Origin of the sequence: Acidocella aminolytica 101 = DSM 11237 (genome assembly GCF_900129125.1) — a bacterium.
GTDB classification, from domain to species: domain Bacteria; phylum Pseudomonadota; class Alphaproteobacteria; order Acetobacterales; family Acetobacteraceae; genus Acidocella; species Acidocella aminolytica.
Window position 1 is genome coordinate 1 of the sequence record NZ_FQVJ01000018.1, and the last position, 15547, is coordinate 15547.

Below are 15547 nucleotides of genomic sequence, written 5' to 3' on the forward strand. Positions count from 1 at the left end.
CCGGTCCGACACGACCGTGATGCGTCGAGCCTTGCCAAGCGTATCGCTGGCACATCTTACGCCATTCAGCCATTTCCGGGATTCCTTTTGCTCCAGCGGCCGCCTGGCGTGGTGCAATTCATTTTGCTTGTCGCGGTTCCACAGGGCAAAATCAGCAAGCCCCCACAAGTTCACCGCTCATGGCATCAACCACCAGCACGGGATGGAGCAGGACCCCACCCAGAAAGCCGCCACGGCCAACTGGGCCAAAGCCCGCCTGACGGACCTTCGGCCCGCCCAGCACAATCTCGCTGGTGTCTTGGATGGCCAAAATATCGCGCCCCGCGACACGCCCTGCGGTTCTCTCCGCCGCAGCCGCACTCAAGGCGGCCACAGTCAATGCCGGATTACGCAAAAACCGACCAAAGCCTACCTCGCCTCGTCGCTGGCCGCATGGCAATTCCAGGATACAGGAACCCGGATGGGCAACCAGCGCCGCATGACACCAGGCCCCCTTTTTTCCAGCCGAAAATCGCCGAACCCGCCAACTGAAAACCGCCTCACTTCAATGTCCCTGATGCCCATACAAACATCCCGAGCAAATCAGCGGTCAGTGAATCAGCTCTTCAACGCTAACTCAATACGCTCAGAGATGTGTGCATTGGATCGCGGCCACGCTGGGGATTCTGCTGGCCATTGAGGTGACGCGCGCCCTGGGGCTGGACAGTTATGTGGTTCTGCAGAAATCGCCGAAATTGTATCTGTGCGATGCGCTGGCGCAGGAGATCAGTTCCATTACCCCAGCCGAAGCGCAAAAACTGTTGCTGGACCGGCGGGCATTGCCGCTGCTCGCGGGTAATCGCATTTTGCTGGTGGATGATGTGGTGGTCAGCGGTGGCAGCCTCAACGGGGCTTTGGCGCTGCTGCGTAAGGCGGAGGCGGAGATTGTGGGTGTCAGCACGGTACTGACCGGGGCGCATGAATGGAAAACAAAGCTGGGGCGTGATGTGGCTTTGGTGCTTGGGTTGGCTCATATTCCACAATTCCGTCCGGTGGATGGCGTTTGACGGCCGATTCCCGACACCTAATGATCAGCTTTTGGCCGTGCTGCCGCGCAGTCTGATCTCCGGTGAAAGGGCCATGATTAAAAGCCCGGCTAGTGTTAGAAGCAGGCAGAACCCAAAGCCGAAGCGGTAACCTGAGATGACCGTATGCCCACTGCCATTCAGGGCGGCGCCCGCCAGCGTCGCGCCAAAGGCACCGCCCATGGCGCGCAACAGCAGCAACATGCCGGTGGCGATTCCCAGTTCCTGGGGTTGCGCCAGGCTTTGCGCGGCAATCAGCGTGGTTGGGTTGAGGATACCAAGCCCGAATCCGAGCAAAGCGGAGACCGGCACCGGGCTCCAGAGCGGTAAGACGGCCATGACAAGAAAGCTGGAGCTGGAAAGAATTAGCCCACCGATGAGAACGGGCCGTACCCAGCCGGTCCGCCTGGTGGTTTGCCCAGCCGCATACGCGCCCAATGCCCCGCTAAGCAAATAAGGCACTAGATGCACACCGGCGCTGGCAGGCGATTCGTGGAAAAATCGCTGCAGTAGCAAAGGCAGCATGAAGATGGAGGCGAACATGGCCGCGGTATTCAGCCACGCCACGGCGATGATGGTACGCAGTCGCTTGAGCAACCCGCCCGGCAGCAAGGGGGCGGCGGTCAGGCGTTGTTGTGTGCGGAACAGCCAGAATCCGCCCAAGGCCAGAAGCACCAAGGAGGCTTCTGGCCAGGAGAGCCAGGGCACATTCACTCCGCCCAGGCTTAGCGCGACCAGCATCATCAGGCTGCTGCCCATCAGTAGCAGGGCGCCGGTGAGGTCCAGCTTGCCGCGTTGCCCGGCAATGGGCAGGCCGCGCAGGCCGCGCAGGCATAGAACCAAAGCCGCCGCGCCCAGCGGCAGATTCGCCCAGAAAATAACGCGCCAGGAGTAATGCTGCGCCAGATAGCCGCCCACTACCGGCCCGGCGCCGGAGGCCAGGGCCCACATCGAGGCGAACCAAGCTTGGTAACGCCCGCGCTCGCGCGGCGGCACCACATCCGCCACGGCAGATTGCGAAACAGCCAAGAGCGCGCCGCCGCCCAGCCCTTGCAGGGCCCGCCCCAGCAGCAGCACCCCCACGCTCTGTGCCATGGCGCAGACAATGCTGGCCAGCAAAAACCCCAGCAGGCAAGGCACCAGCACCTTGACCCGCCCAAACTGGTCCGAAAGTTTGCCATAAATTGGCGTTGTGGCCGTTGAGGCGAGGAGATAGGCGGAAACCACCCAGGAAAGATGGGCCGCCCCATGTAGCGTTTCCGCCATTTGCGGAATCGCGGGTAGAACCACGGTCTGGTCTATGGCAGCCAGTAGAACGCATAACAGCACGCCATGCACCACCCTCAACCGCTCGGCATGGCTATAGCCGGATGCGGCGGCTTCCCCTTCCATGGATGCTCGTCCCTTTCAGCAATTGTGCTGATCCTTTTGACTATGGCAGTTACAGCCTGCAAGAGGCACCACATATGCCCTGCATTGCAGGTTAGAAGATAAGGACGAACAGATGCCGCTTTCCGCCGCCGGGTCTCGCCGGCTTGTTCATATGCGTGACGTTCAACTGCGCGGTTATGTGCGTGACGACGGGCAAATCGAAATCGAAGCGCGGATGACCGACGTAAAGAGCTATAGTATGGGCAATTTGGACCGTACCATGATCGCGGCCGGAGAGCCGCTGCACGATATGTGGATTCGGATGACCCTGACTCCCGCCGACTTGGAGATTACCGCCTGCGAGGCGCGTATGGATGCCACACCCTATAATATGTGCCCGCAGACGGCTCCCAAAATGGAACGTCTTGTGGGATTAAAAGTCGGCAAAGGATTTCTTCGCGCTGCCGGGCAGCGTGTTGGTGGGACGGAAGGCTGCACCCATTTGCGGGAATTGCTGCAACCCATGGCCACAACGGCCTATCAGACGCAATATAGCCTTAAAAATCATGCGCTTGATGGCCAACCCCGCAAGGACAATCATGGCTTGGCACCAGGGCTTCTGAATAGCTGCCACTCTTACGCCGAGACCAGCCCTGTTGTGGCCCGGTTGACGGCGGAGGAAGAAAACTTTGTATCAAACTGACACAAGCTGCGGCAGCTTTGTCACGATTGGCGGCGAAGCCAACTTATGGCCTTGCTGCGGCGGAAACCCTATGTTACTGCCCCGCCGAGCCTCGCAAGAGGCAATATATTTCAGAGCACGGCAACGAAGGCGGGATAAACTTTGGTCGATATAACGGACAAGGGAGTCAATGGCCTCGCCGCGCGCTACGCTGCGGCGCTTTATGCACTGGCCGCTGAGCGGGGTACGCTGGACGAGACCGTTGAGCAGATGGAGGCGTTGGTACGCCTGATCAAGGACAGCCCGGCTGTTGCAGGGTTGCTGTCCAATCCGCTGACTGACACCTCAAAGGTTGGCCCTGCGCTTGACCAGGCCTTGACGTCCCAGGGCGTTGCCGAGCTGGTTCGTCATTTTGTGGGAGTGGTTGCGGCCAATCGCCGCCTGCCCAGTCTGCCGATGCTGGCGGAAGGGTTTCTGTCCTATGCGGCCGCCAAGCGCGGCGTGGTGGTGGCCAGTGTGGTTTCCGCCCATTCGCTGTCGGATGTGCAGCGCAGCCAGCTTCATGCGCGGCTCGCTGAATCCGGCTATAGTAATGTCAAACTTGTCGAGAAGGTGGACCCGTCCCTGCTGGGCGGCCTCAAACTTCAAATTGGCGACAAGCTTTATGATACAAGTCTTACGTCTCGCCTTAACCGGCTGAATTATTCTCTCAAGGGAGCTGCCTGATATGGAGATCCGTCCCGCCGAAATCTCTGAGATTCTGAAGCGTCAGATCGCGGATTTCGACACTGAAGCCAATGTGGCCGAAACCGGCCAGGTCCTCTCCGTCGGGGACGGCATTGCGCGCGTGTTCGGTCTTGCCAATGTTCAGGCTGGTGAGCTGGTGAGCTTCCCCAATGCTGGGCTCAAGGGCATGGCGCTGAACCTCGAGACAGACAATGTTGGCGTCGTGATCTTCGGCGACGACAAAGGGGTGCGCGAGGGTGACGTTGTTACCCGCACCGGCGAGATCGTCGACGTGCCAGTAGGCAAGGGTTTGCTGGGCCGAGTGGTTGACGCGCTGGGCAACCCGATCGACGGTAAGGGGCCGGTGATGTATGCCGAGCGCCGCCTAGTTGAAACCAAGGCGCCGGGCATCATTCCCCGCAAATCCGTGCATGAGCCGATGCAGACCGGCATCAAGGCGATTGACGTGCTGGTACCCGTCGGGCGCGGCCAGCGCGAGTTGATCATCGGTGACCGCCAGACCGGCAAGACCGCGCTGATCGTCGACACCATCATCAACCAGAAGGCGGTTAACGCCACGGGGGATGAGAGCAAGAAGCTTTACTGCATCTATGTCGCTGTCGGGCAGAAGCGCTCCACCGTGGCGCAGTTGGTGCGTACGCTCGAAGAATACGGCGTGATGGAATACTCCATCGTCGTTGCCGCTACCGCGTCGGACCCGGCGCCCATGCAGTATCTGGCCCCTTACACCGGCTGCACCATGGGCGAGTATTTCCGCGATAACGGCATGCACGCCCTGATCGGCTATGACGATCTTTCCAAGCAGGCAGTGGCTTACCGTCAGATGTCCCTGCTGCTGCGCCGCCCGCCGGGACGTGAAGCTTATCCTGGTGACGTGTTCTACCTGCACTCCCGTTTGCTGGAGCGGGCGGCTAAGATGTCCGACGAAAGGGGCGCTGGTTCACTGACCGCTCTGCCGGTGATTGAGACCCAGGCTGGTGACGTCGCCGCTTATATTCCGACCAACGTGATCTCTATTACTGATGGTCAGATCTTCCTGGAGACGGAGCTGTTCTTCAAGGGAATCCGTCCCGCCATTAACGTGGGTCTCTCCGTGTCCCGCGTTGGCTCTGCCGCGCAGATCAAGGCGATGAAGCAGGTGGCTGGCAAGATTAAGCTGGACCTCGCGCAGTACCGCGAAATGGCGGCCTTCGCGCAGTTCTCGTCCGATCTCGATCCCGCGACCCAGAAGCTTCTGGCCCGTGGCGCGCGCTTGACCGAGCTGCTGAAGCAGCCGCAGTTCAAACCGCTCTCCGTGTCTGAGCAGGTTGTGTCCGTGTTTGCCGGTACGCGCGGCTATCTGGACAGCATCCCGGTTGAGAAGGTTGGTAATTTCGAGACGATGCTGATCTCCGAGTTGAAGCAGAACGGCGCGGATATCATGAAGGCGATCGAGACCGATCAGCAGATTAAGCCGGAGACCGAGAAGGCGCTCATCGCGTTTATCGAGAACTTGCTGCGGACCTTCGGGTAAGCCCATGCCTTCGCTGAAAATCCTGCGCAACCGGATCAATAGCGTTAAATCAACGCAGAAGATCACGAGCGCCATGAAGATGGTGGCGGCGGCCAAGCTCCGCCGGGCGCAGGCGCAAGCGGAGGCGTCCCGCCCTTATGCCGTGCGCATGGCGGAGATGCTGTCGGCACTTGCGGCCTCCGAGGCTGGCAACCCGAACGGCCACAAGCTGCTGGTCGGGAATGGCAAAAGCCAGACCCATTTGCTGGTGGCTGTAACCGCTGACCGCGGCCTGGCTGGCGCTTTCAACGCCAATATCGCTAAGCAGGTGCGCCAGAAAGCCGCTGCCTTGCAGGCAGAAGGCAAGTCCGTGAAGATCTTTGCGCTGGGCCGCAAGGGAAATGACGCGCTGCGCCGCGATATGGGCAGCCAGATCGTTGGTGCCAAGAACTTCGTCGGCAAAAAGGTCGTGACTTTTGCCGATGCCGAGGAGGTGGCCCAGGAAGTCATTCGTGGCTTCAGGGCTGGCGAGTATGATGTGGTGACGTTGGTGTTCAACCGCTTCCATAGCGTTATGACCCAGAAGCCCTTCGAACAGCCCTTGATTCCAGCCGCCGCGCCAACTGCGAATGACAACAAGGTCGAGCATAATTACGAGGTGGAGCCGGATGACGGCACGCTGCTGGACCGGTTGCTGCCGCGCAATCTCGCAGTGCAGATCTATGCCGCGCTGCTGGAAAACGCCGCCGGTTTTTATGCCGCGCAGATGACCGCGATGGACAGCGCCACCCGCAATGCTGGCCAGATGATCAAGAGGCTGACGCTCGATTATAACCGGGCTCGCCAGGCGAACATCACCAAAGAGCTGATCGAAATCATTTCCGGCGCGGAAGCCGTTTGAGGACAGAGAGATGACAAGCAACAACACCGGCCGAGTGACCCAGATCAATGGCGCCGTTGTCGACGTGGAGTTCGACGGCGCGCTGCCCTTCATCCAGAACGCGCTGGAGACCAAGGTGGGCGAGCGACGCCTTGTGCTGGAAGTGGCACAGGAAATCGGCGAACGCACTGTGCGCTGCATTGCCATGGACACCACCGATGGCATGGTGCGCGGCCAATCCGTGACTGATACCGGCACTGCGATATCCGTGCCGGTCGGCCCGGGCGTGCTGGGCCGTATCCTGAACGTGATCGGCGAGCCGATCGATGAGCGCGGCGAGATCCCCGGGTCTGATCGCATGCCTATCCACCGCGCCGCTCCCTCTTTCGAAGAGCAGGCAGGTTCCGCCGAGATCTTGGTGACAGGCATCAAGGTGGTGGATTTGTTGGCCCCATATCTGAAGGGCGGCAAGGTTGGCCTGTTCGGCGGTGCTGGCGTGGGCAAGACCGTGCTTATTCAGGAGCTGATCAACAACATCGCCAAGGGACATGGTGGCGTGTCCGTGTTCGCAGGCGTTGGCGAACGTACCCGTGAGGGTAATGACCTGTATCATGAAATGGTTGATGCGGGCGTCATCAAGCTGAACGAGAACGACACTGAAGGTTCCAAGGTGGCACTGGTCTATGGCCAGATGAACGAGCCGCCGGGTGCGCGTGCCCGTGTTGCTCTCTCCGGCGTGACGATGGCCGAGTATTTCCGTGACCAGGAGGGCCAGGACGTGCTGTTCTTCGTGGACAATATCTTCCGTTTCACCCAGGCTGGTGCCGAGATGTCCGCGCTGTTGGGGCGTATCCCCTCCGCCGTGGGCTATCAGCCTACACTGGCCACCGATATGGGCGCGCTGCAGGAGCGTATTACTTCCACCAAGAAGGGGTCCATCACTTCCGTGCAGGCCGTGTACGTGCCCGCGGACGATCTGACTGACCCGGCCCCGGCCGCGACCTTCGCGCATCTGGATGCGACCACGGTGCTCAACCGCGCCATTGCCGAGAAGGGCATCTACCCGGCCGTGGACCCGTTGGACTCCACTTCCCGTTCGCTCGACCCGCGTGTCGTGGGTGAGGAGCATTACCAGGTGGCGCGCGACGTACAGCGCATCCTACAGACTTACAAATCCCTGCAGGACATCATTGCCATTCTGGGCATGGACGAACTTTCCGACGACGATAAGCTGGTTGTGGCGCGTGCCCGTAAGATCGAGCGCTTCCTCTCCCAGCCGTTCCATGTGGCGGAAGTGTTCACCGGCACTCCGGGTGTGTTCGTGAAGGTTGAAGACACGATTCGCGCCTTCAAGGGCATCGTGGCTGGTGATTATGATCATCTGCCGGAAGCGGCCTTCTACATGGTCGGCACCATCGAAGAGGCGATCGCCAAGGCGGAAGCTCTGGCGGCGAAGGCCTGATCCATGCCCGTGGCCCTGGAAATCGTCAGCCCGGAGCGGCTGCTTCTGTCCCGCGACGTCGATATGGTCGTCGTCCCAGGGACGGATGGCGATCTCGGCATTCTGCCGGGCCATGCCATGCTCGTGACCAGCCTGCGTGGCGGGCTGGTGGATATTTATGAAGGCAATAGAGTTACGGACCGGTTCTTCGTGACCGGCGGCTTTGCCGAAGTAACCGAGTCGCGTTGTTCTGTTCTGGCGGATGAGATCATCCGTCAGGCGGATATCGATGTGTCGGAGGCTCAGGCGAAACTGCTTGAGGCAAAAGCAGCCTTCGATGCGGCGGATGTGCATGATGCGGATGCTTATCGTGAAGCGTCTGACAAACTGATCTCTGCGCAGGCGATGGTGGATAGCGCCACCGTCTGAAAAAAGTTGGCTCCCAAGAAACTGGGTTGGGCGCCTCCTTATCGGGAGGCGCCCTTTTTTATTTGATCAACATCCTGAAACCGACGATCACAAGGATCAGTCCCAGACATGTTTTCAGAAACAGCTCCGGTGCGCGGCGGGCGGCGAGGCTGCCGACGATGATGCCGGGAATGGACCCGATGAGCAGCTCTCCAAGCAAGGAGAAATCCGTATTGCCCAGGAACCAGTGCCCCCCCCCTGCCAGCAGTGTCAGTGGCACGGCATGCGCGATATCGGAACCAACGATCCGTACCATCGGCAGACGCGGGTAGAGAATAATGAGCGCAATCGTACCCAATGCGCCTGCTCCAACGGATGACAGCGTCACAAGCAGGCCCAAGACAAACCCGGTCAGAACGGTCAGGCGAAAAGAGTGGCGCTCGCCGAAATCTGGATAACGGTGGGAGATAGTTTTTAAGATCTGATCCTTGAGCAGCAGGGAGATAGCGCTGATCAGCAGCGCGATACCAAGGGTCAAGGAGATTGTATCGGTTACGATTTTGCTGGCGGCGCCAAAATAGGCAATTCCGGCCATGCTGAGGAGTGTCGCCGGGATGGACCCCATGGCCAGTCGGGCAACGATCTTCCAATCTACGGTTTTGCCGCTGCTATGGATGGCGGTGCCCACTGTTTTGGTGGCGGCGGCGAATAATAGGTCCGTGCCGACAGCGGTGCTGGGGTGGAAGCCAAACAGCAGCACCAGGAGCGGTGTCATCAGGGAGCCCCCGCCCACACCTGTCAGCCCAACCAGAAGCCCCACCAGGGCGCCGGAGATGATATAGGCGGGTTCAAACCCCAAATTTCCTATTGAAAACATAGGTTATATTCACATAACCCCAATCATCAGGCAATGAAATTTATGAGGCAAGAAAATTTATTCTAAGCCGGTGTGCCTGGCCATCAACGCGGCAAAAGTTCAATCTACTCAAGCGCGTGGATGTGCCCTGCGCCAGACATCCATAAGCTGGCTGGTTTCGACGTCGGTATAACGCTGGGTAGTAGAAAGGCTGGCATGGCCTAGCAGTTCTTGAATAGAGCGCAGATCCGCGCCGCCTGCTAGCAAATGCGTGGCAAAGCTGTGGCGCAGCGCGTGGGGGGTAGCGTGTTCCGGCAGGCCACTTTGACGGCGGAAATCGCGGAGATGTTTCTGTACGACGCTGGCATTCAAGCGGCCGCCGCGTACACCGGTGAACAGCGGCTTCTCGCGCCCGGGATTCGGATGCAGTTTCAACCAGGCGGAGATGGCGGCGCGTACGGCGGGCAAAAGCGGCACGATCCGCTGCTTATTTCCTTTTCCGGTCACACGCAGGGCATCGTCCGCAGCGGGGATATGCCCGACATTCAACGCCAGTGCCTCGGCGATTCGCAGGCCGGCGCCATAGAGCAGCGCCATCAGAGCCGTGTCACGAGCTTGCTCCAAGGCGGTGTCGGTCGCCTCGCCAATATCGTGCGTGACGGTCAGCGCGTCATTAGGCGTGAGGGCCTTGGGGAGGGGGCGTTTGGGGCGCGGGCGGGCGATTAGGGAAAGTTGTGTGCCATCAACACCATGGCGTTGGTGCAGGTAACGGAAAAACGTCCGCAGGGCAGAGAGTTTGCGCGCGCGGGTGGCGTTTATGTCGCCACCCGCGGCGGCGCGGGCTAGAAAAGCGCGGAAGTCAGCGGCGCGTAATGTCCCGAGTCTATTAACGCTGGGCGTTTCGCCGGTATGCTCGGCACAGAAAGAAAAAAAAGCCTGCACATCGCGGGCATAAGTCTCGACAGTCATTGCCCCGGCCCGGCGTTCAGCGCCGAGCCAGGAACAAAATTCAAGCAGCAGCGTGTCAGACAATGCTCTGGCCGGTCGAGGCCCAGTCCTTCAGGAAGGCGGACAGGCCCTTGTCGGTCAGCGGGTGGCCATAAAGCTGCTTAATGACGGAGGGCGGAATGGTGGCAACGTCCGCACCCATCTTCGCGGCCTCGATCAGATGGACTGGGTTGCGGATGGAGGCGACAAGCACCTCGGTCTTCAGGTTGGGATAGTTGTTATAGATCGTCACGATATCGGCGATCAGATCCATGCCGTTCTGCCCGATATCATCCAGGCGGCCAACGAAGGGGGAGATGAAGGTGGCGCCGGCCTTGGCGGCCAGCAGCGCCTGAGCAGGGGAGAAGCAAAGGGTCACATTGACCATCGTGCCTTCCTGGGAGAGCGCGTAGCAGGCTTTCAGGCCATCCTGGGTCAGGGGCACTTTGATCGCCACGTTTGGGGCGATTTTCTTCAGCACTTCGGCCTCGTCCAGCATCTGCTTATATTCGGTGGCGGCAACCTCGGCGCTTACCGGGCCGGAGACGACCTCGCAGATCTCGGCAATCACGTCGAGGATCTTGCGGCCGGATTTGGCAATGAGGGAGGGGTTGGTGGTAACGCCGTCCAACAGGCCTGTGGTGGCGAGCTCCCGGATCTCGGAGATTTCAGCAGTATCGACAAAGAATTTCATAGGTGGCTTTCCGGTGAACAGGGTCTTTGGTTAAGAGCATACAGCATGGAGCCAGCCCCCCGGACAACCCGACTCAGCATTTTGCTCCCCTATAAATTCGACATGGCCTTTACCTATGAGGCCGAGGCGCCGTTGGTGCCGGGTACGCTGGTGCGCGTGCCGCTGGGGCGCCGCACGGTTGTTGGGGCTGTGTGGGATGATCCGCCAGACCAGACCGTGAAAACACGCCCGGTGATGGAGGTGCTGGCTTTCCCACCTTTACCAGAGAGTTTGCGGAAGTTCATTGACTGGGTTGGGCATTATACGCTGGCCCCGCGCGGGGATGTGCTGGCATTGACGCTGAAGGAGAAGCTGCTGGAAACGCCCCTAAAACGGGCGAAGACCTTTGTTTTTGGCGGGGCCGATCCGATGCGGCCTGGCCCGTCTCTTTCAGTGATTCAGGAAAAAGCGGCGTCTTCCTTGCGCGAGTCGGTGGGGGCAGAGACATTTTCCGTCACATTGCTGGATGGTGTGACGGGGTCCGGCAAGACGGAGGTCTATCTGGAAGCCGTGGCGGAAGCGTTGCGGCGAAAGCGGCAGGTTCTGGTGCTGCTGCCGGAAATCGCGCTGTCCGTGCAAATGCTGGCGCGATTCGAGGCACGATTCGGAGTCCGGCCCGCCGTTTGGCATTCGGAGCTGACACCCGCACAGCGGCGAGAGACCTTCCGCGCCGTGGCGCAAGGCCGGGCGGATGTGGTGGTGGGCGCGCGCTCGGCGCTGTTTCTGCCCTTTGCTGATCTTGGTCTCATCGTTGTGGATGAAGAGCATGAAACGTCCTTCAAGCAAGAGGACGGCGTGATGTATAACGCAAGGGATATGGCGGTGGTACGCGCTAAGCTCTGTGCCGCGCCCGTGCTGCTAGTGAGTGCCACGCCCAGCCTTGAAACCGCTGAAAATGCCGCTCAGGGGCGTTATCGCAAGCTGGATCTGCCCACCCGGCATGGCGGAGCGGCTTTGCCGCGCATGGAGGCGCTGGATATGCGGGATGCGCCGCCTGAGAGTGGCAAATTCCTGTCGCCTTTACTGGTAGTCGCGATGCGGCAGACTTTGGCGCGCGGGGAGCAGGCAATGCTGTTCCTCAACCGGCGGGGCTATGCGCCGCTGACCCTCTGCCGCACGTGTGGGCACCGGCTTTCCTGCCCCAACTGTTCGGCCTGGCTGGTGGAGCACCGCGCCTCGCCCCGGCTTTCCTGCCATCATTGCGGCTATTCCATGCAGCGCCCGCTGAAATGCCCGTTCTGCGAAGCGGAGGGAAGCTTTGTGCCGATCGGCCCCGGTGTGGAGCGCATCGCGGAGGAGGTGGCGGAACTATTCCCCGAAACCGAGACGCTGGTTATGGCCTCGGACGTAATTGAAGGCCCGGCCCAGGCGGCGGAGGCCGCCGCAAAAATTTCGGCGAGGGAAGTTGGCATCATCATCGGGACACAGATGGTGGCAAAAGGCTGGCATTTTCCGCATCTCACGCTGGTTGGGGTGGTGGATGCCGATCTTGGCCTCGCCGGCGGGGATCTACGGGCTGGTGAGCATACGGTGCAGATGCTGCATCAGGTGGCCGGACGCGCCGGGAGGGCGGAAGCGCCAGGGCGGGTGCTGCTGCAAAGCTACGAGCCGGAGCATCCAGTTATCCAGGCGCTTCTTTCGGGGGATTTGCCTGCATTTTTGGAGCAGGAGGCGGCCATTCGCCGCCCCGGCCACTGGCCGCCTTTCGGGCGATTGGCGGCGCTGATTGTGAGCGCAGTGGATGAACGCCTGGCCGACCAGATTGCCCGCGCCCTGGCCCGCGCCGCGCCGCGTATTCAGGGCGTGGAGGTTTTGGGTCCGGCGCCAGCACCCATCGCGCTGCTGCGGGGGCGGCACAGGCGGCGCTTATTGTTGAAAACCCGGCGGGACATTGCCGTGCAACCCTTGCTGCGTGCCTGGCTAGCGCAGGTGGCGGTGCCCCGCCAAGTGAAGCTGGATGTGGATGTGGACCCGATTTCATTCATGTAAGTTAAAAAATGTTCATTATTATAAGGGTTCAAACCAGGGGTTCAGCGGCTAATTCGGATTCACCGGACATGATCAACCGTGGAGACGCTGTCCTTGATCGATCACGCGCGGGCTTTGGGAAGCTGGATTTATCACGCCATTCCTGACTGGGTGACAGGCACGGTTTTGCTGACCGGGGCGGCGTTGGTCGCAGCTTCTCTTTGTAATTGGGTGATTGGCGCTCTTTCACGGCGGGCGGCGCGTTATGGCGATGTAGCCGCAAAGCTGGCGGCTCGCTGCAAAGGGCCCATCTGCGCCCTGCTGGTTCTGGCAGCGGTCAGCGCTGTACTGCCGGTCGCGCCTTTGCCGGGTAGCTTTGCGTATCTGATTGGACATGGGCTGGCGGCCACCCTGGTGCTGGTACTGGGCTGGAGCGCGATGAACGCGGTTGACCTGTTCGCGGATATTTATGTGTCGCGCATCCGTTTTGAAGATGACAGTAATAATCTGCAGGCGCGCAAACACGTCACGCAGATCAATATTCTTCGCACTGCGATGCGCACGCTGCTGTTGGTCATGACCATCGCCTTGGCGCTGATGACCAGCAGTTCCGTGCGCCAATATGGCGTCAGCCTGTTTGCCTCGGCCGGTGCGGCGGGATTGATTGTTGGCTTGGCGGCGCGGCCACTGTTGAGCAACCTGCTGGCAGGCATCCAGATTGCACTCACTCAGCCAATCCGGTTGGAGGATTCAGTGGTTGTGCAGGGGGAGTGGGGGTGGATTGAGCGGATCGGCAGCACCTATGTCGTCATCCGTATCTGGGATTTGCGACGGATGATTGTGCCGCTCTCTTATTTCATCGAGCAGCCTTTTCAGAACTGGACCCATTCCTCGGCTGATCTGCTGGGCACGGTTATGCTGTATGTGGATTACAACGTGCCGGTCGCGAAAGTGCGCGAAAAGCTGCGTGAGGTCGTGGCGGGGAATCCGAAATGGGACGGCAAGGTGGCGGGTGTGCAGGTGACGGACTTACCCAATGCCAGCGTGGAATTGCGCCTGCTGATGAGTGCCCGTAATGCCGGGGTGCTGTGGGATTTGCGCTGCGACGTGCGTGAGGCGATGATCACTTGGCTGGCGCGGGAGTACCCTGATTCCTTGTCTAGGCGGCGGCTGGAGATGGTGGCGTCTTAGTCGTTCGTCGGATAGGCGCGCATTAACCGCTTCTGGTGCTGCCAGAGTGCCAGAAGCTTGAGCGGGCCGATCGGCTTTAAACCGGTTTTGCGGAACGCCGCGCCGATGCGGAAAGATTCGCCATAATGAAAGAACTGGTCCTTGTAGGCGCGGGACAGCGTCATTTCCGGGTCCCAGATATGGGTTGCCTCGGACCCTGAGCCGTTAAATTCGATAATCTTGAAATCCCGCCCTTCACGCAGCGCGTCCAGGTCCCGGTAGCGCAGGTCGATACGGGAGAAGTACACGCCCGGCATGGCCTGCATGATCTCGTCGATCCGCGCGCTAAGGGCCGGGGTAACAACAGAAAGGCCATCCTTGAAAGTTGAGCCACGGCAATGGTTGCCGACGAAAACCAGCTCTACCCGCTCACCAAGGCTGGGTATTTTGGCGGCTTTGGGGCCGAGTTTGGGGAGCAGCAGATGAGAGATGGCGTTCAGCCGGTCATCGGCGGCGATCAGCTCTTTCACATTCCAGCGGCCATCTCCCACCACCACGGGCGGGTATTTCAGCGTGACGGAGGTGATGCGGCCGGTCTTCTCGCCAGGGTGACGGATGTAGAAAATACCGGCTTCACCCTCATAAGAGATAAGGGCTTGCAACTGCAGCTCAGCTCCGCGCGGGAAGCCGCTCAGATAAGCGGCAAGCTGGGCTTCATCCCGCACCACTCGCACGCCGACGCCATTGCAACTCATGTCCGGTTTGGCTACCACGGGAAAGTTCAGCCCGGCGCGCTGCATCGCCGCCAGAGCACGACCCAGATCATCCCCATCCACATGCCCAGAAACGCTGAGGCCGATATAATCCGCCACCCAGGCGCGCGCCGCCGGACCGGCCAGGCCGAGGATCGCGTTTTTAGACTCGCCGCAAATGCCGCCCGCATTGATCCGTGGATTGGCCAGAGAGGGCAGGGTTATGCTGCGATAGCGGATGGCATTGTAAGTCCAGAACGCCACGACAGGGGCGTAAAATAGCCAGTCCGGCCAGAATTCAAAGAAGGAAACAGGGCTCTTCTGGGCGGGCCGCTTGAGTTTACCAATGGTCCCGGCCAGGGATGTGCCGCTCATTTCGATGTCCTCTTGTTGTAGAGTTTCGTCGCCAGGCGGCCAACGAGGATGATAATGACCAGGAATACCGCAAGCCCAGCCCAGCGCCAAATTCCGAGATAATGCGCCATCAGCACGCCCAGGCGAAGGCTGATGAAAAACAGCCCCGTGGTCCAGATCAGCGTGGCGAGAATGGCCGCCAGAGCGAAATGCAGGAAAGGTGCGTGCAGAAAGCCGAGCGTGGTGTAGGTCGGCAGGCGCAGCCCCGGTACAAAGCGACTGACCAGAACCAGCGGGATGACTTTTCCCCTGACCCAGCCATGCCCGATATCACGCCGTTGTTGGGGCACTAGCTTTTTGGCCCAGCTATGGGTGGCTGAAAGCCTGCCGAGCCCGTACAGGCCAAGATCGCCCAGCACAATTCCAGCGTAAAGCGAACATAAGGCCAGCGGCAAGGAGAGCGCACCGGAGGCAACCTGCATGGCTGCAAGCAGGGTCGCCGCATCTTCCAGGATGAATGTGCCGGAGATGATGGCCGCTGCCTGAAGGGACTTGGCCCCTAGTGTGGCAGCCGCGATGGCGGTGAAGAAGCTAGAGAGCGGCATGTTGGCGCCCCATACCCCCGATCCGGGCTGAGGCCAA

The 15547-nt window shown here is 60.3% G+C and carries 16 protein-coding genes; 9 read left to right on the plus strand and 7 right to left on the minus strand.

Annotated elements, in window-relative coordinates:
• Positions 1–151: 151 nt before the first annotated feature.
• A complete protein-coding gene (locus BUB54_RS10740) occupies positions 152–379 on the minus strand; it encodes a hypothetical protein (RefSeq protein WP_073211587.1) in 228 nt (75 codons plus the stop codon).
• Positions 380–635: 256 nt separating this feature from the next.
• On the opposite strand from BUB54_RS10740, the gene BUB54_RS10745 reads away from it, so the two are divergent.
• Positions 636–1046, plus strand: a complete 411-nt coding sequence (locus tag BUB54_RS10745) for a phosphoribosyltransferase family protein (RefSeq protein WP_052948389.1) — start codon at positions 636–638, stop codon at positions 1044–1046.
• A 24-nt stretch (positions 1047–1070) separates the two neighbouring features.
• Here BUB54_RS10745 and BUB54_RS10750 read toward each other — a convergent pair whose 3' ends face one another.
• The gene (locus tag BUB54_RS10750) at positions 1071–2456 is read right to left on the minus strand and encodes an MFS transporter (protein ID WP_048879297.1); all 1386 of its coding nucleotides are present in this window, start codon (positions 2454–2456) and stop codon (positions 1071–1073) included.
• A gap of 112 nt (positions 2457–2568) precedes the next feature.
• Between BUB54_RS10750 and BUB54_RS10755 the strand changes: the two genes are divergently transcribed.
• The 6 genes from BUB54_RS10755 (at position 2569) to atpC (ending at position 8106) form a co-directional block, all read left to right on the plus strand.
• Positions 2569–3138 (plus strand): DUF2889 domain-containing protein, encoded by a 570-nt coding sequence (locus tag BUB54_RS10755; RefSeq protein WP_048879296.1) that lies wholly within the window; start codon positions 2569–2571, stop codon positions 3136–3138.
• Between the two features lie 141 nt (positions 3139–3279).
• Positions 3280–3843: an ATP synthase F1 subunit delta gene (atpH, locus tag BUB54_RS10760; protein ID WP_048879295.1), complete on the plus strand. Its 564-nt coding sequence runs from the start codon at positions 3280–3282 to the stop codon at positions 3841–3843.
• 1 nt (position 3844) lies between these two features.
• Positions 3845–5377: a F0F1 ATP synthase subunit alpha gene (atpA, locus tag BUB54_RS10765; RefSeq protein ID WP_048879294.1), complete on the plus strand. Its 1533-nt coding sequence runs from the start codon at positions 3845–3847 to the stop codon at positions 5375–5377.
• A 4-nt stretch (positions 5378–5381) separates the two neighbouring features.
• Positions 5382–6257, plus strand: a complete 876-nt coding sequence (locus BUB54_RS10770; protein ID WP_048879293.1) for a F0F1 ATP synthase subunit gamma — start codon at positions 5382–5384, stop codon at positions 6255–6257.
• Positions 6258–6267: 10 nt separating this feature from the next.
• The gene (atpD, locus tag BUB54_RS10775; protein WP_048879292.1) at positions 6268–7698 is read left to right on the plus strand and encodes a F0F1 ATP synthase subunit beta; all 1431 of its coding nucleotides are present in this window, start codon (positions 6268–6270) and stop codon (positions 7696–7698) included.
• A gap of 3 nt (positions 7699–7701) precedes the next feature.
• Positions 7702–8106, plus strand: coding sequence for an ATP synthase F1 subunit epsilon (gene atpC, locus BUB54_RS10780; protein WP_048879291.1), 405 nt, complete (start codon positions 7702–7704; stop codon positions 8104–8106).
• A gap of 58 nt (positions 8107–8164) precedes the next feature.
• On the opposite strand, the gene BUB54_RS10785 is transcribed toward atpC, so the two are convergent.
• The 3 genes from BUB54_RS10785 to fsa form a co-directional block, all read right to left on the minus strand.
• Positions 8165–8962: a sulfite exporter TauE/SafE family protein gene (locus tag BUB54_RS10785; protein WP_048879290.1), complete on the minus strand. Its 798-nt coding sequence runs from the start codon at positions 8960–8962 to the stop codon at positions 8165–8167.
• 108 nt (positions 8963–9070) lie between these two features.
• Positions 9071–9973: a tyrosine recombinase XerC gene (locus tag BUB54_RS10790; RefSeq protein ID WP_048879289.1), complete on the minus strand. Its 903-nt coding sequence runs from the start codon at positions 9971–9973 to the stop codon at positions 9071–9073.
• Complete coding sequence (gene fsa / locus BUB54_RS10795) at positions 9966–10622, minus strand: fructose-6-phosphate aldolase (RefSeq protein WP_048879288.1); 657 nt, start codon at positions 10620–10622, stop codon at positions 9966–9968. Before fsa ends, BUB54_RS10790 begins: the two co-directional genes overlap by 8 nt.
• A gap of 45 nt (positions 10623–10667) precedes the next feature.
• On the opposite strand from fsa, the gene BUB54_RS10800 reads away from it, so the two are divergent.
• Positions 10668–12650: a primosomal protein N' gene (locus tag BUB54_RS10800; RefSeq protein WP_048879287.1), complete on the plus strand. Its 1983-nt coding sequence runs from the start codon at positions 10668–10670 to the stop codon at positions 12648–12650.
• A 78-nt stretch (positions 12651–12728) separates the two neighbouring features.
• Positions 12729–13820, plus strand: a complete 1092-nt coding sequence (locus BUB54_RS10805) for a mechanosensitive ion channel family protein (protein WP_241869392.1) — start codon at positions 12729–12731, stop codon at positions 13818–13820.
• Here BUB54_RS10805 and BUB54_RS10810 read toward each other — a convergent pair.
• Entirely contained in the window at positions 13817–14926 is a 1110-nt protein-coding gene (locus BUB54_RS10810; RefSeq protein WP_048879285.1) for a D-alanine--D-alanine ligase, read from the minus strand. The genes BUB54_RS10805 and BUB54_RS10810 overlap by 4 nt on opposite strands.
• On the minus strand, positions 14923–15510 hold the full coding sequence (locus tag BUB54_RS10815) for a DedA family protein (protein WP_048879284.1): 588 nt from the start codon (positions 15508–15510) through the stop codon (positions 14923–14925). The genes BUB54_RS10810 and BUB54_RS10815 overlap by 4 nt, the downstream gene beginning before the upstream one ends.
• Positions 15511–15547 lie beyond the last annotated feature (37 nt).